The sequence below is a fragment of the Blautia sp. MCC270 genome, from assembly GCF_018785605.1.
GTDB classification, from domain to species: Bacteria; Bacillota; Clostridia; order Lachnospirales; family Lachnospiraceae; genus Blautia_A; species Blautia_A fusiformis.
In genome coordinates this window covers 1-24,870 of the sequence record NZ_WQQD01000024.1, presented here as the reverse complement: position 1 = coordinate 24,870, position 24,870 = coordinate 1, and the positions used below count along the sequence as shown (strand labels likewise).

Here is a 24,870-nt window from a genome sequence, read left to right as displayed (position 1 = left end):
TTGCAATGTATAATTCTTTTTTACCATACATTGCAATCTTTTGGAATACTATGTTCTAACTAAATGGCATTGGCCCGTTTCCCCTCCCCACACCCCACCCCTCCGGGCACGCCGCTGTGCTACGCCTTGGAGTGTGTTAATTTATCGGTTTAGTCCTGTATGCTGCTGTATTGGCAGTGTCAGGCTGAGCCGATTTTTGTTTCGTTGGACGGGAAAGCGGCCCGCGCAGCGGGCCTGTTCCCTGTTGTTAATGGGAGCGGGTCTATGCCAGTGATGCGACAATAGACGGAAGCAGGTGAGCGTCGGCAATACAACAACAGACAGAAGTAGGTCTATGCTAGTGATGCGACAACAGACGGGAGCAAGTGAGCGCCGTCAATACAGCGACAGGCAGGAGCAGGTCAGCACCAGCAATACAGCAGGCAGGAGCAGATATTAGCGCCAGCAATAGAACAACAGGCAGGAGCAGATTAGCGCCAGCAATACAACAACCACCAGGAACAGGTCTGCTGCGCAGACCGCCTTCCGTCCGGCGAAAAAAAATCGGCTCAGCCTGATGCCACCAATACAGCAGCATACAGGCATTTGCCAATACACTACCCCATACCACAGCGCAGAACAGCGACGTGCCCGGAAAGGGGGAGCGCGAGGGGGAAAAGCGGGCTTCGTAACTCCGAGCGCCTTTCCCCCTCGCAAACTTGCCCACGCCAAAGTGTCCCCCAGAAAGGGAAACCCCACTGCCAAAGTGTCCCCCCTGGAAAGGAAACGCCCTCCGCCCAGGAGCGTCCGTCAGACGCCCGACATTGTACAATATCTGGTACAATTTTCTCATTATTTTTATCAATAATACAATTACATGTATATTATAAAGAACATACTTCCAAGCTGTTGACTTTAAATTCGGAATCTGTTATCTTATGGTCGTCATGAGAAATGTTATATATTACTAACTGCGCGGGCGGTGAACGAAATATTGAGACAACAGGAAAGGATGTGTAACAAATTGGCAAAAGTTGATTTTGAACAGTGGAATGGTTTTAAGGGTGATCGTTGGAAAGAGAAGATCGATGTTCGTAATTTCATCAGTATGAACTATACACCATATGATGGAGATGCTTCCTTCCTGGAAGCACCAACAGAGGCAACAGATAAACTCTGGGGCAAGCTTCAGGAGCTTCAGAAAGAAGAGCGTGCTAAAGGCGGCGTTCTTGATATGGAGACAGAGGTAGTAACAGGAATTACAGCATACGGTCCTGGATATATCGATGAGGAACTCAAAGACCTGGAGCAGGTTGTAGGTCTTCAGACAGACAAACCTCTGAAACGTGCTTTCATGCCATACGGCGGAATTAAAATGGCAGAGCAGGCATGTGAGACTTACGGATACCATGTAAGCGACAAGATCAAAGATGTTTTCAACAACTATGAGTTCAAAACACACAACCAGGGTGTATTCGATATCTACACACCGGAGATGAAGAGAGCACGTCACAACAAGATCCTTACAGGACTTCCGGATACTTACGGACGTGGACGTATCGTAGGTGATTACAGACGAGTTGCTCTTTACGGAATTGATTATCTGATCGCAGGTAAAGAGAAAGACTTCGCAGCATGCGACCGTCAGGGTATGAGACGTTATGACTTCCAGCTTCGTGAGGAGATCGCAGATCAGATCCGTGCTCTGAAGAAGATGAAAGAAATGGCTCAGATCTATGGCTTTGATATTTCCCAGCCGGCTAAGAATGCAAAGGAAGCATTCCAGTGGCTGTACTTTGGATATCTTGCAGCGATCAAAACTCAGAACGGAGCTGCAATGAGTGTTGGACGTATCTCCACATTCCTTGATATCTATATTGAGAGAGACCTTGAGAACGGAACTCTTACAGAGAAAGAGGCACAGGAGCTTGTTGATCATATCGTAATGAAATTCCGTATGGTTAAATTCGCTCGTATCCCGTCTTACAACCAGCTCTTCTCCGGTGACCCGGTATGGGCAACTCTGGAAGTAGCAGGTATGGGACAGGACGGACGTTCCATGGTAACAAAGAACGACTATCGTTTCCTTCATACACTTGAGGATATGGGACCGGCTCCGGAGCCGAACCTTACAGTTCTCTACTCTTCAAGACTGCCTGAGAACTTCAAGAAATATGCAGCAGACATCTCTGTTACAACAAGTTCCATCCAGTATGAGAACGATGATGTTATGCGTCCGGTATGGGGCGATGACTACAGCATCTGCTGCTGTGTATCTGCTACAGAGACAGGTAAAGAGATGCAGTTCTTCGGTGCTCGTGCAAACCTTGCAAAATGCCTTCTTTACGCGATCAACGGTGGTGTTGATGAGAAGACAAAACAGCAGGTAGGACCGCAGTATCAGCCGATCACTTCCGAGTACCTTGACTATGACGAAGTAATCGCAAAATACGACCAGATGATGGACTGGCTTGCACATCTGTACGTTGGAACACTGAACATGATCCACTACATGCATGATAAATACTACTATGAGGCAGCTGAGATGGCACTTATCGATACAAAGGTTGACCGTTCCTTCGCAACAGGTATCGCCGGATTCTCACACGTAGTAGATTCCCTTTCCGCTATCAAATATGCAAAAGTAAAAGCAATCCGTGACGAGGACGGAATCACAACAGACTTCCAGGTTGAGGGTGACTTCCCACGTTATGGTAACGATGATGACAGAGCAGACGAGATCGCAACAACTCTGCTTTCCACATTCCTTGAGAAGCTGAAACACATCCATACCTATCGTGATTCCAAGCCAACCACATCCATCCTTACCATCACATCCAACGTTGTTTATGGTAAAGCTACAGGATCTCTTCCGGACGGAAGAAAAGCCGGCGAGCCTCTGGCACCGGGAGCAAACCCGTCTTACGGCGCAGAGCAGAACGGACTTCTTGCTTCCCTGAACTCTGTTGCAAAGCTTGACTATGAGGATGCCCTTGACGGAATCTCCAATACTCAGACGATCAACCCGGATGCACTTGGCCATTCTGAGGAAGAGCGTACAGAGAATCTTGTAAATGTACTTGACGGATACTTTGATCGTGGTGCACATCACCTCAATGTAAACGTATTCGGTAAAGAGAAACTTATCGATGCTATGGAGCATCCGGAAAAAGAGGAGTATGCAAACTTCACGATCCGTGTTTCCGGATACGCTGTTAAGTTCATCGACCTTACAAGAGAGCAGCAGCTTGACGTTATCGCAAGAACCTGCCACGAAAGGATGTAATAAAAAATATGGACGACCAGAAAAAAATCACTGGCTACGTCCACTCACTGGAGAGCTTCGGCTCTGTTGACGGACCAGGAGTCCGGTATGTGATCTTTTTGAGCGGCTGCGCCATGCGCTGTCAGTTCTGCCACAATCCGGACACCTGGCAAATGAAAACAGGGACGGAGTACACAGCAGATGAGCTGCTTGAAAAAGCCTGTCGATACCGCTCTTACTGGGGAAGTAAGGGCGGTATTACTGTGAGTGGAGGCGAGCCACTGTTACAGATCGATTTCCTCACTGAGCTGTTCAGAAAAGCAAAAAAACTTGGGATCCACACAACACTTGATACCAGCGGCAACCCTTACACAGAAGAGGGTCCGTGGTATGAAAAATGGGAAGAGTTGATGAAGTACACAGATCTTGTCATGCTGGATATCAAGCACATTGATGAGGAACAGCATAAGATCCTCACAGGATGTACCAATAAAAATATTCTTGCCATGGCCCGGAAGCTTTCCGATATGGGCGTATCCATGTGGATCCGTCACGTACTGGTTCCGGAACGCAATGACCGGGATGACTATCTCCACCGGCTGGCTGACTTTATTGCAACACTGAAGACCGTTGAGAGAGTGGAGGTTCTTCCATATCACACACTCGGAACCTTTAAATGGGAAAATCTGCATATTGATTATCCGCTGAAGGGAATCAATCCGCCAACGAAAGAACGTATCGAAAATGCGGAAAAAATCCTGGGAGCAGGTACACAGTAATAAAAAAACCATATCTTATGTCGAAAAACAGACATAGATATGGTTTTTTTGATGTTCACACCAGTTCTTTGTTTTTGATCAGCATTTCTTTGATGATATCCTGTGTATAGGAACCTAAGCGGCGCTGAGTATCCCGGTCAAGCTCTGAAGGAATGATAGGCTTGCCATATTCGATCACTACGTGTGTAGGTGTCATCTTCGGGAAATTGGCCTCCCAGATATTGGCAGAGTTGCTGATCGCAATAGGAATGATCGGGCTTTTGGCTCTGGCTGCGATCTTGAAGCTGCCGTCATGGAAAGGCAGCATTTCTGTTTCATCAGCATTCTTATTTCTGGTTCCTTCCGGGAAGATACATATGGAAATGCCGGATTTCACATAGTCTGCGGCCTGAAGGATCGTTTTCAGACCCTGCTTGATATCCTCTCTGTCGAGAAAGAGACAGTAGAGATTGCGCATCCAGTTGGAGAGCAGCGGATAATGCTCCATTTCCTTCTTGGCAACATAGCCGGTGCGGATCGGACAGCGGCTGTAGGTGAGCAGGATGTCGAAATAGCTCCGGTGGTTTGCTACATAGAGAACAGCCTGATCCTTTGGAACGTTTTCTTCGCCGATGACGGTGACTTTGGCGCCTGTGATCCACAGGATGAATTTGAATATGGCCTGTACCATGCGCAGAGAGCTGATATCCTTAGTCATGGGAGAAAATTTCCCGATGATCCATTCTACAAGGAGAACCGGAATGGTCAGCACCAGATAGGCGATCACCACGATACAGACAAGTATGAATCGAATCATGTCTTTTGTCCTTTCTGTTATAGATACTTGCGGAGAGTTCCGCAGTAAGATGGTATTTTTATATTATACGAAGAAAATCCGATAGTTGCAATAAATCTTTCCCTGCTCACATAGAATAAATACTGAATAATGGTTACTGTTTACTGGTGATCTTCCGCAAAGCGTGTTACTGAGAACGGAGTGAACAGTAACGAATCATGCAGGTGGCTTATATTATGAAAAAAGCAGTATTTCTGCGGATCGTGCTGACAGCTGCCGTGCTGGCACTGCTGCTTTCCGGGTGTCGATTTGTCCGGGTGGAGGAAGAAGAACGAAAACCGGTAGATTACACCGTTGTGGAACGCCGGGATATCCCGGAGGAGCTTTCCAGGCTTATGGAAGAAAAAAAGGAAAAGGAATTTCAGCTGAGTTATGAAACCGGAGAGGATCTTTACCTGGCCAAAGGGTACGGGCGGCAGATGAGTGGCGGATACAGTATCCAGGTAGAGGAGCTTGGAGAATCCTCGAATGGGATATTTTTTGTTACAAAACTTCTTGGACCGGAGGATCTTAAGGAGGCAGGAGTTCCGTCCTATCCCTGCATTGTGATAAAAACCCGGAAACAGGAAAAGCCGGTAACGTTCCGGGAAAGCAGCAGTCCGGTGAAAAAAGAGTCGGAGAAAGGGGAATAGACTGTGGAATTAAAAAAAGAAAGCATGCAGATATTAAAGGAAAAAAGCAGGGCAAAAAGTCAGATCACTTTTGATGAGGATTTTAATGTACCGGATGCAAAACCGGATGCAGGAAGACTGATCCAGAATAAGGGCAGGATCATTATGGATGATGTCCGTCTTACTGACGGGAAAGGTATTCTTACGGGAAATCTGCAGGTAGATATCCTTTATGTGGGGGAAGAAAGAGGGATCGTCAGCAGTCTTACTGCAAAACTTCCATTTGAGGAAACCTTGAACCTGAAGGATATCATAAACGGGGATAAAATGTGTCTGAAGTGGGAAATTGAAGATCTTACGATCCGCCTGATCCATTCCAGAAAGCTCAATATCAAAGCTTTGGTAACTTTTTGTGCGACTGTGGATGAAACGGAACAGATCCGCCTTCCGGTGGCGCTGGATGCAGAAGAGGTATCTGTCAGAAAAAAAACAGTCCGTTTTCTGGGACTTACCGTACATAAAAAAGATACACTCCGGATCAAGGATGAGTATACCATTGCCTCCAATCGTCCGGATATCGCCAGTCTGATCTGGTATACTATGGATGTACGGGGGCTGGATCTGAAGCCGGAGGAAAATGTGGTAAAGGCAAGGGGAGAGCTGTCTGTTTTTGTGCTGTACGGAGCAGAAGATACAGAAGCCCCGGTGCAGTGGCTGGAATATTCGCTGCCTTTTTCCGGAGAAGTGGAATGTCCGGACTGCACGGAGGAACTGATTCCGCTGATCGAAGCTTCGGTGATGCATCAGAGTCTGGAGGCCAAACCGGATGTCGATGGGGAAGAACGGATCCTTGTTTCGGATGTGGTGCTGGAGCTGGATATGAAATTTTTCAGGGAAGAGGAATATGATCTCATTACCGATGTGTATACACCGATCCGTGAATGTGTTCCGGAAGGAAAGAATGAGGTACTGGAACGGCTTCTGGTACGTAATTTTTCCAGATGCAGGATCAGTGACAGGATCCAGGTAAAGGAGACTCAGGGAAAAGTCCTCCAGCTGTGTCACAGTCAGGGAAAAGTGAAGATTGATAAGACCAGGATCGTAGAGAACGGTGTGCAGGCAGATGGCGTGGTCATGCTGAAGATCCTGTACATTATTGGAAATGATGATATGCCGTTTTATTCCATGGAGGCAATGATACCGTTTTCCCATATGGTGGAAGCAAGAGGGATCCGACAGGACAGCTGTTATCAGTTAAAAGCAAAGCTGGAGCAGCTTTCCGCAGCCATGGCAGATGGAAATGAGATCGAGATCCGGGCAACTGTAGGACTGGAGCTTCTGGCAGTTGCCAGAGAACCGGTATTTATCATTGAGAAAGTAGAGGAAAAACCACTGGATATGAAAAAACTCCAGGCTATGCCGGGAATCCTGGTTTATATGGTAAAACCGGGAGATGAATTGTGGGATATCGCAAGGAAATATCACACATCTATCCAGGAGATCCGGACGATCAATGCTCTCAAGGAAAATCAGGAACCCTCTCCGGGAACTCCGCTTCTTGTTGTGAAAAAAGTGGAAGGTCAGATCAAATAAAAAGTGGAATATTTTGCTGTTGAAAAGAATGTAAAAATCATATAAAATACATGTATAAATACTGTATACAAAGTACAAATGGAGGGGCTTATGCGTTTAAAAGCAATGGCAAAGATCAATCTCGGACTTGATGTTCTGGGAAAGAGAGAGGACGGTTATCATGAGGTACGCATGATCATGCAGACCATCCGTATGTATGATATCCTGGATATCAGAAAGACCAGACGGCCGGGGATCGTACTGACGACCAATCTTCCGTTTATTCCTACAGATCAGAGAAATCTTGTATATAAGGCAGCACAGATGCTGATGGAGGAGTTCGATGTTGAAGAGGGACTTTCCATCAAGCTTCGTAAATTTATCCCGGTGGCAGCAGGCATGGCAGGAGGCAGCTCCGATGCAGCGGCCGCATTTGTGGGTGTGAACCGGATGTTCCATTTAGGGCTTACCGAAGAACAGCTGATGGAACGTGCAGTAAAGGTCGGAGCAGATGTTCCGTATTGTATCATGCGGGGAACAGCTCTTGCGGAGGGAATCGGAGAGAAGCTGACCAGACTTCCGGAAGTTCCGAAATGTTATGTTCTGATAGGAAAACCGGGAATCAATGTTTCCACAAAAACAGCCTATGAGAATCTGAATCTGGAAGGGATCGGAAAACATCCGGACATCGATGGACTCATCGGAGCTATCAGAAATAATGATCTGTATGCCATGGCATCCAGAATGGAGAATGTATTTGAACCGGGGATCATCCGACAGTATCCTGTGATCGGCAATATCAAGAACCTTATGGAAGAAAAAGGTGCGCTGAAAGCCGTGATGAGTGGAAGCGGTCCTACTGTGTTTGGAATCTTTAATAACAGGGATAAGATGGCCGCGGCAGCCAGAAGCCTCAGAAAGAGCGGGCTTGCAAAGACTGTATTTGCCACGGATATTTACAATAGAGATGGAGGAGTTACAAATGACAAGTGATTTTTCTGTGGATATGAATGAATATCTGCCGCTTCGGGATGTTGTTTTTAACACCTTGCGGCAGGCAATCCTAAAGGGAGAGCTGAAGCCGGGCGAAAGACTTCTGGAGATTGCCCTTGCAGAGCGTCTTGGCGTGAGCAGAACACCGGTGCGTGAGGCTATGCGCAAGCTGGAGCAGGAAGGTCTTGTAGTGATGATCCCACGCAGAGGTGCACAGGTAGCCAGCATCACAGAAAAGGATCTGAACGATGTTCTGGAGGTGCGTATCGCCCTCGAAAATGTTGCCATAGAAAAAGCGTGCAAGCTGATCACAGAGGATGAGCTGGGAAGGCTCTGGGTGGCAGCCAAGGAATTTGAAAAAACAAAAGCAGAGGGAAATCTGGTCCGTCTGGCGGAAACCGATGTGGCTTTCCACGAGATCATATATCAGGCTTCTGATAATAAGCGTCTGAATCAGGTCCTGAATAATCTCCGTGAGCAGATGTATCGCTATCGTGTAGAGTATCTGAAGGAGGAGCAGACAAGAAATCTTCTGGTCAGTGAGCATGAAGAGCTGGTAAAAGCCATCCGTGAAGGAGATGTGCAAAAGGCGCAGGATATTTCTTTCCATCATCTGGAGAATCAACGAAAAGCGATCATCCGTACTATCCGCGCGGAGAATGAGGCCAAAGAGGCCGAGAAAAAAGAATAAGAACCGGATATGCGGGAATATTAAGAGAGATGTCATTGGGGCATCTCTTTTTTTAACCGAATCAAGTAAGTCCCCTGTTTCAATTGCGAAAAGCAATAAGCAGTGGGGGAACTTGCTGTAAAGGATGGTGGCTTTATGGAAACAAAGAAGATATCGATATCTCTTCATGAAAATGAATCGTATATCCGGAAACGGTGTGAAAACTGCGATGATATCCTGATCAGGCCCATGCGCCTTGGTGAGGGACATAAGGCGGACTGTCTGATGGTCTATATTGAGGTTGCGGTTTCAAACATGATGCTGGATGATTCTGCTATCGGAAAAATGATCAATCATTTCTGGGAGATCCCGGAGGAAAAGATCCGGGAATTTATCCGCCGAAACAGTCTTGGAATTGCAGATGTGAAGGAGCTGTCTTCCATGAAGGAGGTATTTGGTGCCATTCTTTCGGGAAATGCAGTTTTCTTTCTGGATGGATACGACAAAGCAATGAAAATTTCCAGTAAAGGATATCCGGGGCTGGCTGTATCAGAGGTGAAAACGGAAAAGGTCCTCAGAGGTTCCAAGGAGGGGTTCTGTGACAGTGTAAAAACCAATGCGGCTCTTGTGAGAAAGCGGATCCGGGATACCAGGCTGAAGGTGGAGCAGAGCAGCATCGGTGTACGCTCCAATACGGTGGTACAGCTTCTTTATGTGGAGGATCTGGTCCATGAGGAGCTTCTGACTGCTGTGAAAGAGCGCCTGGAATCTTTTGCAGTGGACGGGATCCTGGACAGCGGGATGCTGGAACAGCTGACAGAAGAAGCATGGTATTCTCCCTTTCCTCAGTTTCAGACAACGGAGCGGCCGGACCGGGCTGCCCAGGAGCTGCTGAATGGAAAAGCAGTTCTGCTCTGCGACAATTCGCCGGTGGCACTGGTGGTTCCCGGAGCATTCAACAGTTTTATGGAAAGCAGTGAAGACTGGTACAACCGTTTTGAGATGGCATCCTTCCTGCGGGTGCTCCGGTATCTGGCCATGGCTGTGGCAACGCTGCTCCCCGGACTTTATCTGGCTGTGATCCGGTTTCATACACAGATCCTTCCGGCGAATCTGATCCTTTCCTTTGCACAGGCAAGAGAGGGCGTTCCATTTTCCAGTGTAGTGGAGCTGGTGTTCCTGGAACTGTCTTTTGAGTTGATACGGGAGGCTGGTGTGCGGATCCCGGGAGCTCTTGGAAATGCCATTGGGATCGTAGGAGGACTGATCATCGGACAGGCTGCGGTGGAGGCCAATCTTGTCAGCCCGGTGGTAGTGATCATCGTGGCACTGACAGCACTGGGATCACTGGCTATACCTAATGAGGAATTTGCTTCTGCATTCCGGCTTCTGAAGTACGCTTTTCTGTTTCTGGGAGGATTTCTAGGTATATTCGGAATCGTGTTGGGACTGTATCTCACCATGGCGCATCTGGCAGGACTTTTAAGCTTCGGTGTCCCATATCTGGTACCTTTTGTAGAGAAGAACAGTGAGGCGGAAACCGGTGGAAGGATTTTGCGACAGCCCTTCCGGAAGCGGAAATTCCGGCCGCTGTATGCCAGAAATGCCCAGAAACGCAGGCTTCGGACAAGGCCATGGAGCCGGAAAGGATAAAGGTTATGAGATTTGCGGAGAATAACAGGATTTCCCACAGACAGCTTTTTCGGCAGATCATACTGGTGTTTCCGGCGCCGTTTCTGCTGTGCCTGTTTAAGAATGGAGCGATGTTGGGCATCAGTGCCATGGCAGGGACAGCTGCTGCGGCCGTAGTGCTCTCTTTTTATGTGATCTGGCTGATACGTCTGACACCTGCATATGGAGAGCTTTCCAAAAGGACAGGAAGTTTTACTGTACGATTTATTGGCCTGTTCTTTTTGGTATATGTGATCGCAAGTTCGGCATTTCTTTCGGGCCTTCTGGGGGAGGTGATCCCGGAAAGTCTGATCAGCGGGATTTCCGGAAAATGGCTGTCTCTTCTTGCAGTTGTAGCCTGTAGTCTGGGAACGCATCGCGGAATGCAGAGAAGAGGGCGGATCGCTGAGGTGTCCGGAAGGATTTTTCTGGCAGGGATCCTTCTTCTGATGCTTTTATGTGCAGGGCAGGGAAAAACAGAGTACTTTATGGAAGTGATGAAAGATCCGGAAACAGGATTTACAGGAGAGCGATGGCTCCGTGATCTGTATACACTTTTGTGTGCTTTTTCAGGAGCAGGACTTCTTCCCTTCGGGCTGGAGTATGCAAAAAAACAAGGAAGTGCCAGAAAACCTGTGATCCTGGCTTTTCTTACAGTTTGCGGGATCATTTTTGGAATGCAGCTCCTTCTTCCGGCAGTTTTTGGAGGTGCACGCCTTAAAAACGAGATCTGTCCGGTACTGCCTCTTCTGGAGGGTGCAGATCTTCCGGGAAACGTACTGGCGAGATTTGATGTGATATGGATGGGGTTTCTGGTATTCGGACTTTTGTTTTCTCTGGGAAGTTTGTTTCATTACGGAAATCAGATCGCGGAAAAAACCGGATTCGGGACCGGTCGGTACTGGATCCCGGCAGCAGGCTGGCTGCTTTCCCTGTATGAGAGAAACGGGATGGGGATCCGGGAGTATTATGGCTGGTATCTGGGGTACATCTTTGTACCGTTTCTGCTTGTGATACAGCTTTTTCTCAGTACGGAAAACCGGGGAAGACGGAAGAAAAAAGTAACTGTGGCAGGACTTGTCCTGGTCATCACTTTGACGGGATCAGGCTGTGCGGCAGTAGAACCGGAAAAAAGAGCTTATCCGCTGGCACTGGGGGCCGGTGTTTCAGAGAATGGCTTTGTGCTGAAATATGCAATGCCGGATATGAGTACAGCTACCGGACAGGAAAAACCGGACGAAGATCCGATTTCTGTGCTGACTCTTTCCGGCCGAGACTTTCAGGAGATCGAGGCAGTTTACAACCGGTCTCAGGAAAAATTTCTGGATCTGGGTCATCTTGAAGTGCTGATCTTGGATGAACAGATCCTGGGAGAGGGAGCCCGGGAAGCACTGATCGGATATCTGAAGCAGGAAGAGCATATCGGAGAGGATGTCTACGTGTTCCGGACGGATATGCTGGGAGATGTTTTTCACTGGAAGGGAGCCCGGGAAAGCTCCATAGGGGAATACCTTCAGGGAATTCAGGAGAACCGCACATCCGGGCAGCAGAAGAAGGGTGTGACTCTGCGGGAGGTATATCATCAGTTCTGTCAGGATGGAACGCTGCCCTGGCTTCCGGAGATATGGGTGGAAGGTGAGCTTCTGGAAGTGGATTACGGCAGTAATGAATAGATGGGAGCCGGACTGTTAATAATACAGATGATGATCAGTACGATAAATCGTACAGTATATCTCTGGATAAGATTATCAGAAGATTTTTGACAGGAGGGCTTGCTCATGGAGCATATAAAAATGAAGAAGCATGTATTAAAAAAAGCAGGAGGGTTCCTTTTGCTCACGGCAGTGATCCTTGCAGGGAGTACCTGGGAGAGAAGAACTGCCGGTGATCGGCAGCCACAGTTTTATGCCTGGTGGGGAACGATCTACCCGGAATTCTGCTTTGAAAAAGCAGAGGACAACGGGGAAAATAAGCCGGTGAAGATATCCTTCTGGCTTGCGCAAGCCCTGGATTGGTGATACAATATTTCAACGGACCAATCACGTTCGATTAATTATTTCAGGAGATAAGATCAATGAATATAGACAGAAACGCACCGGTGGGTGTGTTTGATTCCGGTATCGGAGGACTGACAGTAGCCCGGGAGATCATGCGCAATCTCCCATCGGAAAAAATCGTATATTTCGGAGACACAGCCAGAGTTCCCTATGGAAGCAAATCCAGAGAAACGGTGATCCGTTATTCCCGCCAGATCATTCATTTTCTGCAGGAACAGAAGGTGAAGGCCATTGTGGTGGCCTGTAATACAGCCAGTGCATTTGCTCTGGATGCGGTGAAGGATGAACTGGATATCCCGATCCTTGGAGTGATCGAGGCCGGTGCCAAAGTTGCTGCCCAGGAAACCAGAAATAAACGGGTGGGCATTATCGGAACGGTGGGTACGGTAGGAAGCGGTATCCATGCCTCTTATCTGAAGGAACTGGATCCGGAGATCACCGTGATCGGAAAAGCGTGCCCGCTGTTTGTTCCGCTGGTAGAAGAGGGCTGGTATCATGATCCGGTCACCGAGGAGGTTGCCAGAAGATATCTGAAGGAGCTGCAGGAGCAGGAGATCGATACACTGATCCTCGGATGTACGCACTATCCTCTTTTAAGATCTACCATTCGCAAGATCATGGGTGAGGAGGTCTGCCTTGTGAATCCTGCATATGAGACGGCGCTGGAGCTTAAAAAGCTGCTCTCCAGACTGGATCTTGCCAGCAATGAGGTAGCACAGGAGGAATTCCCGTATCGCTTTTATGTAAGTGATCTTGCAGAGAAGTTTAAGGATTTTGCCAATTCTATCCTGCCGTATAACGTAGAAAAAACACAGAAGATCGATATCGAAAAATATTAAACAGATCTGTACATAAATGATAGGAGAAAAGAATGCAGAAAGAAGTTTTGATCCATGTAAGAGGGCTTCAGATGATGGATGCACAGGGGGATCAGGAACCTATAGAGATCATTGTTCCGGGACAGTATTATTTCCGCAATGGTTCTCATTATCTCAGATATGAGGAACTGCTGGATGAAACAGCAGAACCCACCATCAATTACATAAAAGTATCCGGAAAGGGTCTGGAGGTCAGCAAGAAGGGACTGGTCAATGTACACATGGTATTTGAACAGGGCAAAAAAAACATGACCTATTATACTACCCCTTACGGAACACTTCAGATGGGAATCTCAGCTACGAATCTGGAGCTGACGGAAAGCGAAGAGAACCTTCAGATCAAAGCAGATTATGCGCTGGATATGAATGAAGAACATGTGGCAGACTGCTATCTGGCGATCCAGGTACAGCCAAGAGACTGCAAGGATTTTGTTTTATAGATCCTGCAGAAAATAAAAGATATATAATTACACTACATAAGAACAGCCGCCATGCATCAGGGGAATTCCTGAAAGCATGGCGGCTGTTTTGGATTCTGATCATTTACGGAATCTTGCGAGGAAGCCTTTTTTCTTCTTCTGTGGTACTTCGAGAGAACCACGGATTCCTTTTACGCCAACGATGTAAAGGCCGCTGACTTCAGCTTTGATCTCTTTTTTGACCGGGATCAGATCAAAAACTTTTTCATCTGCAATAAGGATGTTGATCTTCGGACCGACTTTGGCTTTTACGATCGGAAGCTTGGACCGGCGCATAAGCTTAGGTGTCTGGTCGATGACCATCTGTGGAAGTCCGGAATCTTTCAGCGGCATCCGTTTTTTATCGATGACCAGCATGGAAACTGTCTGCTTGTTAGCCTGGATCTGAGCCTGCTGTTCGTCCTGTTTTTTCTGAGCTTTTTTTCCGAAGAAATAGAGTGCGATCACTGCTGCGATCAGAATAACGAGGATGACCAGAAGAACGATGGTAACTGTACTCATTTGAGAATCCCCCTGTATATATATTTGTTTCGCAATCGGTTACATTACGCAAACAACATTTTAGCATTGTTTCGTCAAAAAGGCAATTAAAAAAGTGAAAAAGACAGGTGGAACGGTGGAAATTTCAGCAGTTACCAGTTATAATGATTACGATGCAGTTCATCTGTGTATGCTGCAGAGAATACAGGACATAACTATCTTTGAGCTAACATATGTAATGGATAAACCAGAGATGGAGGAAATATTATATGAAAGAGAAAAAGCCCGGGGGAACCCGACCGGAAATGGGGACTCCTGAGTACGAAGAATGGCGGAAAGAGGTATTGAAACGCCGCAGAAAGCGCCAGCTGAAGGAACGCAGAAAACGTCTGGCCATCATAACAGCGGCAATGATCGTCGCAGTCGGGGCATCAGTAGGAGTCGGTGCGCTGAAGGGCAGAAGTGAGAAGGCTTCAAAAGAGAAGATGGTTTCTTCTGACAAACAGAAAGAACAGACTGTTTCCGGAGAAAAAGCTTTAGAAGCAGGTACTAAAAATACAGAGACCGCTTCCAAAGATACTCTCGCAGAGGCAGAGCTTCTGGCCAGTCAGTATAACTATGACAAAGCTATCGATCTTCTGAAAAAGGCTCCGTCCTATGATTCTGATAAGAAGATGCAGGCAGCTGCAAAAAAATACGAAGACATAAAAGCAACCTGTACGGCATGGCCCCTTGAAAAGGTGACACATGTCTTTTATCATATTCTGATCAAGGATCCATCCAAAGCGTTTGACGGAGACTACAAAGAAGCAGATTATAATCAGGTCATGACAACCATTGATGAGTTTAACAAGATCACGCAGACCATGTATGACAAGGGCTATGTGATGGTAAGCATCAAGGACATGGCAAAGGCAGACGACAACGGGAATATCACAGAGGGAGAGATCCTTCTTCCGCCTGGGAAAACGCCGTTTGTCCTCTCACAGGATGATGTATGCTATTATCATTACATGGACGGTGACGGCTATGCCACGAAGCTGATCGTGGATGATAAAGGAAAGATCCGCAATGAATATGTGGAAGATGACGGAAGTGTCTCCGTGGGAGATTACGACATGGTTCCGCTGATCGACCGTTTTGTGGAAAAGCATCCGGATTTCTCATATCGCGGTGCAAAAGGAATCCTGGCACTTACCGGATACAACGGGATCCTGGGATACCGGACCGACGAAAGCTATGAGACCCGTCCGGCAGATCTGGATGAAAATAAAGTACAGTGGCTGGATGCACATCCGGATTTCAGCCTGGAAAAAGAACGGGCAGCCGCAAAAAAGGTTGCCGATGCCATGAAGGCAGAAGGCTGGGAATTTGCGAGCCATACCTGGGGACATCAGAATGTGGGACAGGTCACTCTGGAGAAGCTTCAGGCAGATACCGAACGTTTCAAGAAAAATGTAGATCCGCTGATCGGGGGAACGGATGTTATCATTTTTGCTTTTGGAACCGACATTACCAATGACCAGGAGTATTCCGGGGATAAATTCGAATATCTGAAGGGGCAGGGATATAATTATTACTGCAACGTGGATTCCAGCCAGTATTATGTACAGATCCGGGATCGGTACTTCCGTCAGGGAAGACGAAATCTGGATGGATACCGTATGTATTATAACCCGGAACTGTTATCCGATCTTTTTGACGTAAAAGATGTTTTTGATCCGGCAAGACCGACACCGGTACCGCCGATGTAACGGTCATATCCGGAGATACGAGGGGACTTTTAGAAAGGGGCATATATATTATTATGAAGAAAAAAATTGCAGGTGTACTGACAACAGTGCTTGCGGCGTCACTTCTTGTGGGCGGAAACCATCCGGTCACTGTTCAGGTGGACAATATGATCTCCGGGACACAGGATGACGAGGATACACAGTCTGATGAAGCGGAAGCAGAAGCTGCAGAAGCCGAAGAAGCCAAAGTAGCAGCGGACCCGGAGGACCAGCCGGCAGCTACCGAGACACCGAAGGAAGAAAAAAAGGCAGAAAAAGAAACACAGAAAAGGGAAGCTGCCGAGAACAGCTCCGACAGTACTTCCTCAGACGAAAAAACACTTCTCAAAAAAGCCAAAAAACTGGCACAGCAGTATGATTATACCGGCGCGATCTCCGTGCTGAAAAACAACTGGAAATTTGCTACCAGTGACAAGATGCAGGAAGCAGCAGCAGCCTACATGAAAAAAAGAGATGCCTGTGTGGAATATCCACTTGAGAATATCACCCATGTATTTTTTCATTCCCTGATCGTGAATACCTCACTGGCCTTTGACGGAGATTCCGATGAGGCCGGATATAATCAGATGATGACCACAGTCAGCGAGTTCAAAAAAATGCTCCAGATCATGTATGATAAGGGTTACGTACTGGTGAGTCCTCATGATATGGCTGTGATCAATGATGACGGAACCATGAGCAGGGGAAAGATCATGCTGCCGGAAGGCAAGATCCCTTTTGTTCTTTCAGAGGATGACGTCAGCTACTATCATTATATGGACGGAGACGGATTTGCCACAAAGCTGGTGATCGACGACAACGGAGATATCAAATGCGAGTATAAGAAGGCAGACGGTACAGTTGTGACCGGAGATTACGATGTGGTGCCGATCCTGGATTCCTTTGTCAAAGAACATCCGGATTTTTCCTATCATGGAAGAAAGGGTATTCTGGCAATGACCGGTTATAATGGTGTTCTGGGCTACCGTACAGATGGGGCATATAAGACCAAGAAGAATCTTCAGGATGACCAGAAGGCTTTTCTCAAGGCCAATCCGGATTTTGACTATGATAAAGAAGTAAAAGCAGCCAAAAAAGTGGCGAAGGCCATGAAAAAGGACGGGTGGGAATTTGCAAGCCATACCTGGGGTCACAGAAACGCTACAAGCTCCACAGCAGCGGAGTTGAAGACCGATAATAAAAAATGGGAAAAATATGTGGCACCCATCCTCGGAAAAACCGATATGATCATTTTTGCCTTTGGTGCGGATATCGGCGACTGGGAAGGATACACCTCGGATAATGAGAAGTATGAGTATTACAAAAGCCGTGGCTACCGCTATTTCTGCAATGTAGATTCCAGTCAGTATTTTGTGCAGATCACAAGTGAATATTTCCGTCAGGGAAGACGGAATCTGGATGGATACAGAATGTATTACAATCCGGATATGCTCAGTGACCTGTTTGATGTATCGGAGGTGTGGGATTCTTCCAGACCGACACCGGTACCGGAAATGTAAGACAGCAAACACACTTTACAAATCTGTATAAAAAAAGATTATAATCGAACCGACAGTACTTGATGAAGGGAGTAGGTTATGAAGAAAAAAGCATATCTCATGGTTCTTGCACTGTGTGCGGCACTGGCGATCACTGCATGTGGCACATCAACAGACCAGAAAGATGACAAAAAACCTGCAGCAGAAGCGCAGGATACAACAGATAAAGAAGATTCCAGATCTGCAGATTCCAAAGAGTCAGAAGAAACGGATTCCAATAAAGACAGCGAAGAGGCAGCCTCCGGAGACACAAGGCTTGTTTCCGTGGATGATGTGAGCAAATATGTGACCATCGGAGAATATAAGGGGCTGACTCTTGATAACACAGTAGAAGCCGTAACCGATGATATGGTTGACGGAAGGATCAAGGAAGAGCTTCAGAACAAGGCTGAGGAAGTAACGGAAGGCAGTGTTCAGAACGGAGATGTGGTTACCATTAATTATGTGGGAACCAAGGACGGAGTGGCTTTTGACGGCGGTACTGCAAATAATTATGAGCTGACCATAGGCTCCGGAACGTTTATCGACGGATTTGAGGACGGGATCATCGGAATGAAAAAAGGTGAGACTAAGGATCTCGATCTGACTTTCCCGAAGGAATACTCTTCGGAAGAGCTGGCCGGACAGGAAGTGGTATTTAAGGTCACTCTGCAGAGCTTTAAGCGTGCACCTGAGCTTACCGATACCTGGGTAGCCAAGAATACAGACTGCAAGAGTGTGGATGATTACAAGAAGGAAATCCGTACTACACTGGAGGATGAAGCGAAGACAAGTGCACAGAACACATTGCGTGAAACTGCATGGAACACAGTGCTCTCAGCATCTGAAGTGAAGGAATATCCACAGGAGGATCTGGATACAGCCAAGACAGAGTTTCGCAGTCTGTATGAGAATTATGCAAAACAGGGTGATATGACGCTGGAGGATTTTGTAAAAGCTCAGGGAATCTCCATGGATGATTTTGAGGAGCAGAGCGGTCAGTATGCGGAGTTTAAAGTAAAGCAGAACCTGATCGTACAGGGGATCATGGATGCGGAGAATATGACACTTGAAGACAAAAAATCTCTCAGTATCCAGGATGAACTGATCAAAGCATACAGTGTGAAGGATCTGGCTGCGCTGGTAGATAAATACGGACAGGCAGCCGTGGATGAATCCATCGGACTTCTCAGAGTGGAAGATTTTATCCTGGACAATGCAACGGTTGAGGAGAAGGTTTCTGCCGGTGATACCCAGGGAGTAAACGGAGATGATCCTTCCTCGGACGGAAGCAGTGCGGAAGGTACCGTGGATGAAGAGCTGGAAGCGGCAGAGGCTACAGATATGGTGCCGGAAGACGGCGAGGCGGATCAGGATGCAGACAGCAGCACATCGGATGCAGCGGGTCAGGAGTGATCTGACAGTATCAGCAGCTAAAAAAGTGTGGTGCCCGGAATGTGTTTCGGGTGCCATTTTTTTTACATGTGCATCGCGAAGTGTGTTACTGAGAACGGAGTGAACAGTAACAAATTAAGAGATTCTTTCGGGAATTTCCATTGTATTTAAGCGTTAAATGCGGTATGATTAAAGACAGACATTAAATATCAAAGAAAGATATGAGTATATAAACGGGGATGTAAAAAATGGACAAAAGAGTTTTGCGTGAGAGGATGCGCAGAAAACAGCAGCAGTTAAGACGGCGGCGGATGATGAAGCGGATAACCTGTGTAGTTGCGGCGATTCTTCTGCTGGTTTTTGTTGTTCGAGGGGTAATTCTTCCCATCGTCAACCATGCAGGCGGCGGAAGCAATAAGGATGCGGAGACAGTAAATGTCCAGGCAAATACCGCCGGAGCTTCCACAGGCAGCAGTACGAAGGACGGTACGGCATCGACGGATACGGCTGCTTCGGATACAGACAGCGCGGATTCCGGTACGGATGCAACGGTGATGCCGGTAAAGGGCAGTGCAGCAGGCGAAAGGCTTTCTGTTATGACTCCGGGATGGCATGAGGATTCTACAGGAAAGTGGTATCAGAATCCGGATGGTACATATTATGTAAATGGTTTTGCGGATATTGACGGAACAACATACAGCTTTGATAAAAAGGGATACATGCAGACCGGATGGGTGGAGAAAGGTGTGAAGGACTATTATTTTAATGAGGATGGCTCTTATGATCCTTCCAAGAAGCGCCCGATGATCGCTCTGACCTTTGATGATGGTCCTGGAGAGTATACAGAGACACTTCTTGATACTGTTGAGAAATACAATATCCATGTTACGTTCTTTATGCTGGGACAGAATGTGGAGGGCCGTGAATCTACCATACAGCGAATGGTAAAGCTTGGCTGCGAGATCGGTAACCATACCTGGGATCATCCGGAACAGACACTGCCGAATATGGATCTGGATTCTGTTATGCAGGAGTTCCAGAAGACGGATGATGCACTGGTAAAAGCCTGTGGGCAGGCATCAACAGTATGTCGTGCACCGTATGGCGCGATCACAGATGAGCAGATGAGTGCAGTTGGCAAGCCTTTCTTCATGTGGTCTACGGATTCTCTGGACTGGAAGCTGATGGATGCGGATGCAGATTATAACCAGATCATGAATGATTCCTCACTGGGAGACGGTTCTATCATCCTGATGCATGATATTCATGAACCATCTGTGAAGTGTGCCACAGAGAAGCTGATCCCGGCACTGATCGACCAGGGATATAAGCTTGTAACAGTCAGCGAGCTTGCAGAAGCGAAGGATGTTACGTTACAGAGTGCTTCCTATTCTGACTTCTGGGACAGCTCTCTTCAGGCTGGTCGTGTTGCAGGATATGCAGGAAATTCCAGCGATTCAGAGGATTCCTCTGAGGATGGCTCCGATGGAAGCGATTCTTCTGACGGATCGGATGTCAGTGACGGATCTTCCGATGAAGGGGACTATTCCGATGGTTCTGACGAAAGTGATTATTCGGATGGATCTTCCGATGATGGAAGCTATGATGATGGTTCCTACGACGAATCTTATGACGATGGAAGCGAAGAATATTAAAAAATGACAGGAGAGACCTGAATGACAAAATGTGCGTCATTCAGGTCTCTTTTTTGACTTTATCTGACACTGTCGGATAATAGACACATATTAGCCGGAGAGGGTTTTTCCTTGACTGAAAATATGGGGATTGGTATAATTATAGAATAAAAAATTCCACTTAAAATTGGGGAATGGACGGTGGCAGAACTATAAAGGGAGGTACCTGAAAATGGGAAAGAAATTACAATTTACGGAGCTTGACCAGTATCTGTTTGGTCAGGGCACGAATTATGATATTTACAGGAAGCTGGGAGCACATCCAGATACGCAGAACCGAAAAAAGGGGGTTTATTTTGCAGTGTGGGCACCTAATGCACAGGCGGTTTCTGTTATAGGTGAATTCAACGAATGGGATACGGAGAAGAATCCCATGAAAAAAGTTGGACCCATTGGCGTTTATGAGACATTTGTACCGGGAGCGAAGATCGGACAGCTGTATAAATTTTACATTACAGGTGCACATGGTGAGGAGCTTTACAAGGCAGATCCATATGCCAATGCCGCTGAAATGCGTCCCGGAACAGCTTCTCGTATTACAGATATCACCAACTATAAATGGAAAGATGATACCTGGATGAAAAATCGCGAGAACTTTGATCCGGACACAGGTGCCATGTCTATCTATGAGGTGCATCCGGGTTCCTGGATGAAGCATCCGCAGACAGCAGAGGATGAGGATGGTTTCTATTCCTACAGAGAACTGGCGCCGAAGCTTGCACAGTATGTCAAAAAAATGGGATACACCCATGTGGAGCTTATGGGTATTGCAGAGCATCCTTTTGACGGTTCCTGGGGCTATCAGGTAACCGGCTATTACGCACCGACTTCCCGCTACGGAACACCGCAGGATTTCAAATATCTGGTGGATTATCTTCACCGTCAGAAAATCGGTATCATTCTTGACTGGGTACCGGCACATTTTCCGAAGGATGCACACGGACTGGTTAACTTTGACGGAACTGCTGTATATGAGCATGCAGATCCGAGACAGGGTGAGCATCCGGATTGGGGAACCAAGATCTACAATTACGGACGTCCGGAGGTGAAGAATTTCCTGATCGCAAACGCTCTTTACTGGGTAGAGGAATGCCACGTTGATGGTCTTCGTGTAGATGCGGTTGCATCCATGCTCTACCTGGATTACGGTAAGAAAGACGGTGAGTGGATCGCCAATAAATACGGCGGAAACAAGAATCTGGAGGCTATTGAATTTTTTAAGCATCTGAATACCGTTGTTCTCGGAAGAAATCATGGAACTGTCATGATCGCAGAGGAATCTACCGCATGGCCGATGGTAACAGGTAAGGCAGAAGACGACGGGCTTGGATTCTCTCTGAAGTGGAATATGGGCTGGATGAACGACTTCCTGGAATACATGAAGCTAGATCCATATTTCCGTAAATTTAATCATAATAAGATGACATTTTCTATGACTTATGCATACAGTGAGAAATATGTTCTGGTTCTGTCTCATGATGAGGTAGTACATCTGAAGTGTTCTATGCTGGAGAAGATGCCAGGAGAGCTGGATGATAAATTCAAGAACCTGAAGGCCGGATATACTTTTATGTTCGGGCATCCGGGTAAGAAGCTTCTGTTTATGGGACAGGATTTCGGACAGCTGCGTGAGTGGAGTGAGGCCAGAGAGCTTGACTGGTATCTTCTTGGCGAGGAAAATCATCAGAAGTTGCAGCAGTATGTCAGTGATCTTCTGCATATCTACCGCAAATATCCGGCACTTTACGGTGCAGATAATGATCCATCTGCATTTGAGTGGATCAATGCCAACGATGGCGACAGAAGTATCTTCAGCTTTGTGAGAAAATCTCCTACAAGACGTAATAATATCCTGATAGTATGCAACTTTACACCGGTAGCACGTCCGGATTACCGTGTAGGCGTTCCGAAGAAAAAACAGTACAAGCTGATCATGGATGAGCAGGGGCTTCTTCCGAAGGGCAAGGTATTTAAAGCCGAAAAGAAAAATTGTGACAACCGGGAGTTTTCTTTTGCATATCCGTTGGAAGCTTATGGAGTTGGTATATTTACATACTGATATTCTGTATAGCGAAATCTTTGAAAGAAAATATAAGAGATAAAATAAAAATACCGGAGATCTGTGTACCTTTGAAGTGTTGGCTTCAGAGGTGCCGGATCTCCGGTATTTTATGGATCTGGGTATAAACTGGTTACGAAAAGTTATCGCTATTCTTCGCTATCATCGTAGGAACCATCATCGTAGGAACCGTCGTCGTAGGAACCATCATCGTAGGAACCATCATCGTAGGAACCGTCGTCGTAGGAACCATCATCGTAGGAACCGTCATCGTAGGAACCGTCGTCAGAGTAACTGTCATCGTAGGAACCGTCATCCGAGGAGTCGTCTGTGCTGCCTGAGTTATTATCAGCAGAGTTAAAGTCTTCGGAAGTGATGTCAATGCCTTTATCTGCGTAATATTTTTCTGCTGTGATGGAGTCGGTATCTTCTACGACATTTCCGGATGCATCGATCATGTTCAGGTCTGTGTCAATGGTCACATCCAGGAGGTTGGTTCCTGTGGATGGAGTGACATTCATGGACATGATCTCGTTGAACTTCTTTTTCAGGTTGTCAAGAGTGAATACACCGGAGCCAATGTATGACTGTACACCGTTCTGAGATGCAAGTTCTTCTGTGTAATCGGAAAGCATATATGGTCCGAATTCACCGGCATCGCTGTTGTAATGCATGACCAGAGGTTCCACTGTAGGGGTCAGGATCTCAATTGAGGTCTTGCCGTCCTGTACGGTTTTCTGAATGGTGAATTTTGCCATTCCGCCGAGAAGTTCTTCTAGCTTCTGCTGGGTGGATACGAAATTTCCCAGAGAGTAGAAGACTACAGTTTCATTGCCTTTGTCATCAGTAAGGCGGCCATATGGCTGGAGTACATGTGGATGTCCGCCGATGATGACATTTACGCCCTGCTCCATAAGGTAGGCTGCCCACTGTTTTTCGTATTCGTTTGGCATGGTTTCGTCTTCGGTACCCCAGTGTGCTACAAAGATGATGCAGTCGGCCTGCTGTTTTGCTTTCTGGATCATGGCTGTGATCTTGTCTTTGCGGATCATGTCGATCATGTAGTCTTTTCCTTCAATGCCGCCTACGTTTGTGCCGTAGGTGTAATCCAGAAATGCGATCTTGATACCGTTTACTTCACGGATCTTGACGGTGTCGGCATCTTCCTGGGAGTCGTGGATCCCCAGAAGTGTGACATCCGGATATTTGGTTTTCCAGAAGTTCAGTGTGTCTGTGAGGAAGCCTTCTCCGAAGTCATCGATGTGGTTGTTGGCGGATTCTACTACGTTGAATCCTGCTTTTATAATGGCGTCTCCTACTTCTGTGGGTGTTGCAAAGGATGGGTAGGAGCTTACGCTGTCATGGTCGGTTGTGAAGACGGTTTCCTGATCGATCATTTTGATGTCTGCGTCCTTGATGGCGTCCTTGATGTGGGTGTAGATCTTGTCGTAGTTCCAGTTGCCGTCAGAGGATGCTCCTGCGTCGATGAGACTCTGGTGATAGAGGTTGTCGCCTACTGCGATGACGGAGGCAGTGGTAGTTTCGGCAGTGGTGTCGGCTGCTTCCTGCTCGGCCTTGGCTTTGACTGCCGCAGCTTTTTTCTGGGCGTCTATGGCTGGTTTGCGGATGAGGTGGTAGTCCAGCTGATTGAAGAAGAGGACCAGGATCGCAAGGACGATGACGGATGCCATAAGACTTACGCGGGCATTGCTGCGTTCGCGGAAGTTCAGGGGGATGTTGTCCTTGGGGTTGCGCCGGGTTTCTCTGAGGGGCTCCGGGGTGGAGCTTTTTTTGAAGACTCCTTTGAGGGAGTCGGGGATTTTGATGTTGGGTGGAAATTTCATTTATATTTTACCTTGTCTTTCTTTGGATTTTGAATGCGATTGATTGGTGATTGTTCGCTTTGTTATTTTTGATTTTTGTTGTGTGGTTGTATTATAGCAGATTTTTATTTTGGTGGGAAGAGGGTGGTGGGGGTGAACGTACGCCCGAGTCGGGGATGCTGTCTGGTCTGCGGCTTCGTCGGGGGCTGGCTTCTAGGCTGCCGGGAATCTGCTAAAAGTGTTTTCCAAAAGTCCGAACTCGCGTCTTGCAGCCGCTCAGACAGCGGACTTTTGAAAAACAACGCAGATTTCCGCCAGCC

Annotated in this window: 20 protein-coding genes; 17 read left to right on the top strand and 3 right to left on the bottom strand. The window is 47.1% G+C overall.

Annotated features, from left to right (window positions below; genetic code table 11):
• Positions 1–1,003: 1,003 nt before the first annotated feature.
• Together pflB and pflA are read left to right on the top strand one after the other, a co-directional pair.
• The gene (pflB, locus tag GPK58_RS07830; protein ID WP_227589026.1) at positions 1,004–3,265 is read left to right on the top strand and encodes a formate C-acetyltransferase; all 2,262 of its coding nucleotides are present in this window, start codon (positions 1,004–1,006) and stop codon (positions 3,263–3,265) included.
• Between the two features lie 8 nt (positions 3,266–3,273).
• A complete protein-coding gene (gene pflA, locus GPK58_RS07825; protein ID WP_015525340.1) occupies positions 3,274–4,023 on the top strand; it encodes a pyruvate formate-lyase-activating protein in 750 nt (249 codons plus the stop codon).
• A gap of 55 nt (positions 4,024–4,078) precedes the next feature.
• On the opposite strand, the gene GPK58_RS07820 is transcribed toward pflA, so the two are convergent.
• Positions 4,079–4,819, bottom strand: a complete 741-nt coding sequence (locus GPK58_RS07820) for a lysophospholipid acyltransferase family protein (RefSeq protein ID WP_118607954.1) — start codon at positions 4,817–4,819, stop codon at positions 4,079–4,081.
• 215 nt (positions 4,820–5,034) lie between these two features.
• On the opposite strand from GPK58_RS07820, the gene GPK58_RS07815 reads away from it, so the two are divergent.
• From GPK58_RS07815 to GPK58_RS07775, 9 genes are all read left to right on the top strand, one after another.
• Positions 5,035–5,490 carry a protease complex subunit PrcB family protein gene (locus GPK58_RS07815; protein WP_114001930.1) on the top strand — a complete coding sequence of 152 codons (456 nt, stop codon included), beginning with the start codon at positions 5,035–5,037 and terminating at the stop codon, positions 5,488–5,490.
• Between the two features lie 3 nt (positions 5,491–5,493).
• Positions 5,494–7,062, top strand: a complete 1,569-nt coding sequence (locus tag GPK58_RS07810) for a DUF3794 and LysM peptidoglycan-binding domain-containing protein (protein ID WP_173723148.1) — start codon at positions 5,494–5,496, stop codon at positions 7,060–7,062.
• 90 nt (positions 7,063–7,152) lie between these two features.
• The gene (ispE, locus tag GPK58_RS07805) at positions 7,153–8,034 is read left to right on the top strand and encodes a 4-(cytidine 5'-diphospho)-2-C-methyl-D-erythritol kinase (protein ID WP_110104074.1); all 882 of its coding nucleotides are present in this window, start codon (positions 7,153–7,155) and stop codon (positions 8,032–8,034) included.
• Complete coding sequence (locus GPK58_RS07800; protein WP_022427303.1) at positions 8,024–8,725, top strand: GntR family transcriptional regulator; 702 nt, start codon at positions 8,024–8,026, stop codon at positions 8,723–8,725. Before ispE ends, GPK58_RS07800 begins: the two co-directional genes overlap by 11 nt.
• Before the next feature lie 135 nt (positions 8,726–8,860).
• Positions 8,861–10,357: a spore germination protein gene (locus tag GPK58_RS07795; protein ID WP_215638458.1), complete on the top strand. Its 1,497-nt coding sequence runs from the start codon at positions 8,861–8,863 to the stop codon at positions 10,355–10,357.
• A gap of 5 nt (positions 10,358–10,362) precedes the next feature.
• Positions 10,363–12,048 carry a GerAB/ArcD/ProY family transporter gene (locus GPK58_RS07790; protein ID WP_173761232.1) on the top strand — a complete coding sequence of 562 codons (1,686 nt, stop codon included), beginning with the start codon at positions 10,363–10,365 and terminating at the stop codon, positions 12,046–12,048.
• Between the two features lie 105 nt (positions 12,049–12,153).
• Positions 12,154–12,393, top strand: a complete 240-nt coding sequence (locus GPK58_RS07785; protein ID WP_021653073.1) for a hypothetical protein — start codon at positions 12,154–12,156, stop codon at positions 12,391–12,393.
• 56 nt (positions 12,394–12,449) lie between these two features.
• The gene (gene murI, locus GPK58_RS07780) at positions 12,450–13,271 is read left to right on the top strand and encodes a glutamate racemase (protein WP_021653072.1); all 822 of its coding nucleotides are present in this window, start codon (positions 12,450–12,452) and stop codon (positions 13,269–13,271) included.
• Positions 13,272–13,303: 32 nt separating this feature from the next.
• Positions 13,304–13,750 (top strand): DUF1934 domain-containing protein, encoded by a 447-nt coding sequence (locus tag GPK58_RS07775; protein WP_021653071.1) that lies wholly within the window; start codon positions 13,304–13,306, stop codon positions 13,748–13,750.
• Positions 13,751–13,849: 99 nt separating this feature from the next.
• On the opposite strand, the gene GPK58_RS07770 is transcribed toward GPK58_RS07775, so the two are convergent.
• The gene (locus GPK58_RS07770; RefSeq protein WP_015525354.1) at positions 13,850–14,290 is read right to left on the bottom strand and encodes a type IV pilin; all 441 of its coding nucleotides are present in this window, start codon (positions 14,288–14,290) and stop codon (positions 13,850–13,852) included.
• A 94-nt stretch (positions 14,291–14,384) separates the two neighbouring features.
• Between GPK58_RS07770 and GPK58_RS07765 the strand changes: the two genes are divergently transcribed.
• The 6 genes from GPK58_RS07765 to glgB all read left to right on the top strand — a co-directional run bounded on the left by GPK58_RS07765 (position 14,385) and on the right by glgB (position 22,727).
• Positions 14,385–14,588, top strand: a complete 204-nt coding sequence (locus GPK58_RS07765; RefSeq protein WP_021653069.1) for a hypothetical protein — start codon at positions 14,385–14,387, stop codon at positions 14,586–14,588.
• Positions 14,539–16,023: a polysaccharide deacetylase family protein gene (locus GPK58_RS07760; protein WP_330383021.1), complete on the top strand. Its 1,485-nt coding sequence runs from the start codon at positions 14,539–14,541 to the stop codon at positions 16,021–16,023. The genes GPK58_RS07765 and GPK58_RS07760 overlap by 50 nt, the downstream gene beginning before the upstream one ends.
• A 53-nt stretch (positions 16,024–16,076) precedes the next feature.
• Entirely contained in the window at positions 16,077–17,561 is a 1,485-nt protein-coding gene (locus GPK58_RS07755; protein WP_114001928.1) for a polysaccharide deacetylase family protein, read from the top strand.
• Between the two features lie 78 nt (positions 17,562–17,639).
• Positions 17,640–18,995 (top strand): trigger factor, encoded by a 1,356-nt coding sequence (gene tig, locus GPK58_RS07750; RefSeq protein ID WP_215638457.1) that lies wholly within the window; start codon positions 17,640–17,642, stop codon positions 18,993–18,995.
• Between the two features lie 227 nt (positions 18,996–19,222).
• On the top strand, positions 19,223–20,629 hold the full coding sequence (locus GPK58_RS07745) for a polysaccharide deacetylase family protein (protein WP_015525358.1): 1,407 nt from the start codon (positions 19,223–19,225) through the stop codon (positions 20,627–20,629).
• Between the two features lie 211 nt (positions 20,630–20,840).
• Positions 20,841–22,727 (top strand): 1,4-alpha-glucan branching protein GlgB, encoded by a 1,887-nt coding sequence (gene glgB, locus GPK58_RS07740; protein ID WP_110104071.1) that lies wholly within the window; start codon positions 20,841–20,843, stop codon positions 22,725–22,727.
• A gap of 149 nt (positions 22,728–22,876) precedes the next feature.
• Here the strand turns inward: glgB and GPK58_RS07735 are convergent, their stop codons facing one another.
• Positions 22,877–24,571, bottom strand: a complete 1,695-nt coding sequence (locus GPK58_RS07735) for a CapA family protein (RefSeq protein ID WP_252195784.1) — start codon at positions 24,569–24,571, stop codon at positions 22,877–22,879.
• Between the last annotated feature and the right edge of the window lie 299 nt (positions 24,572–24,870).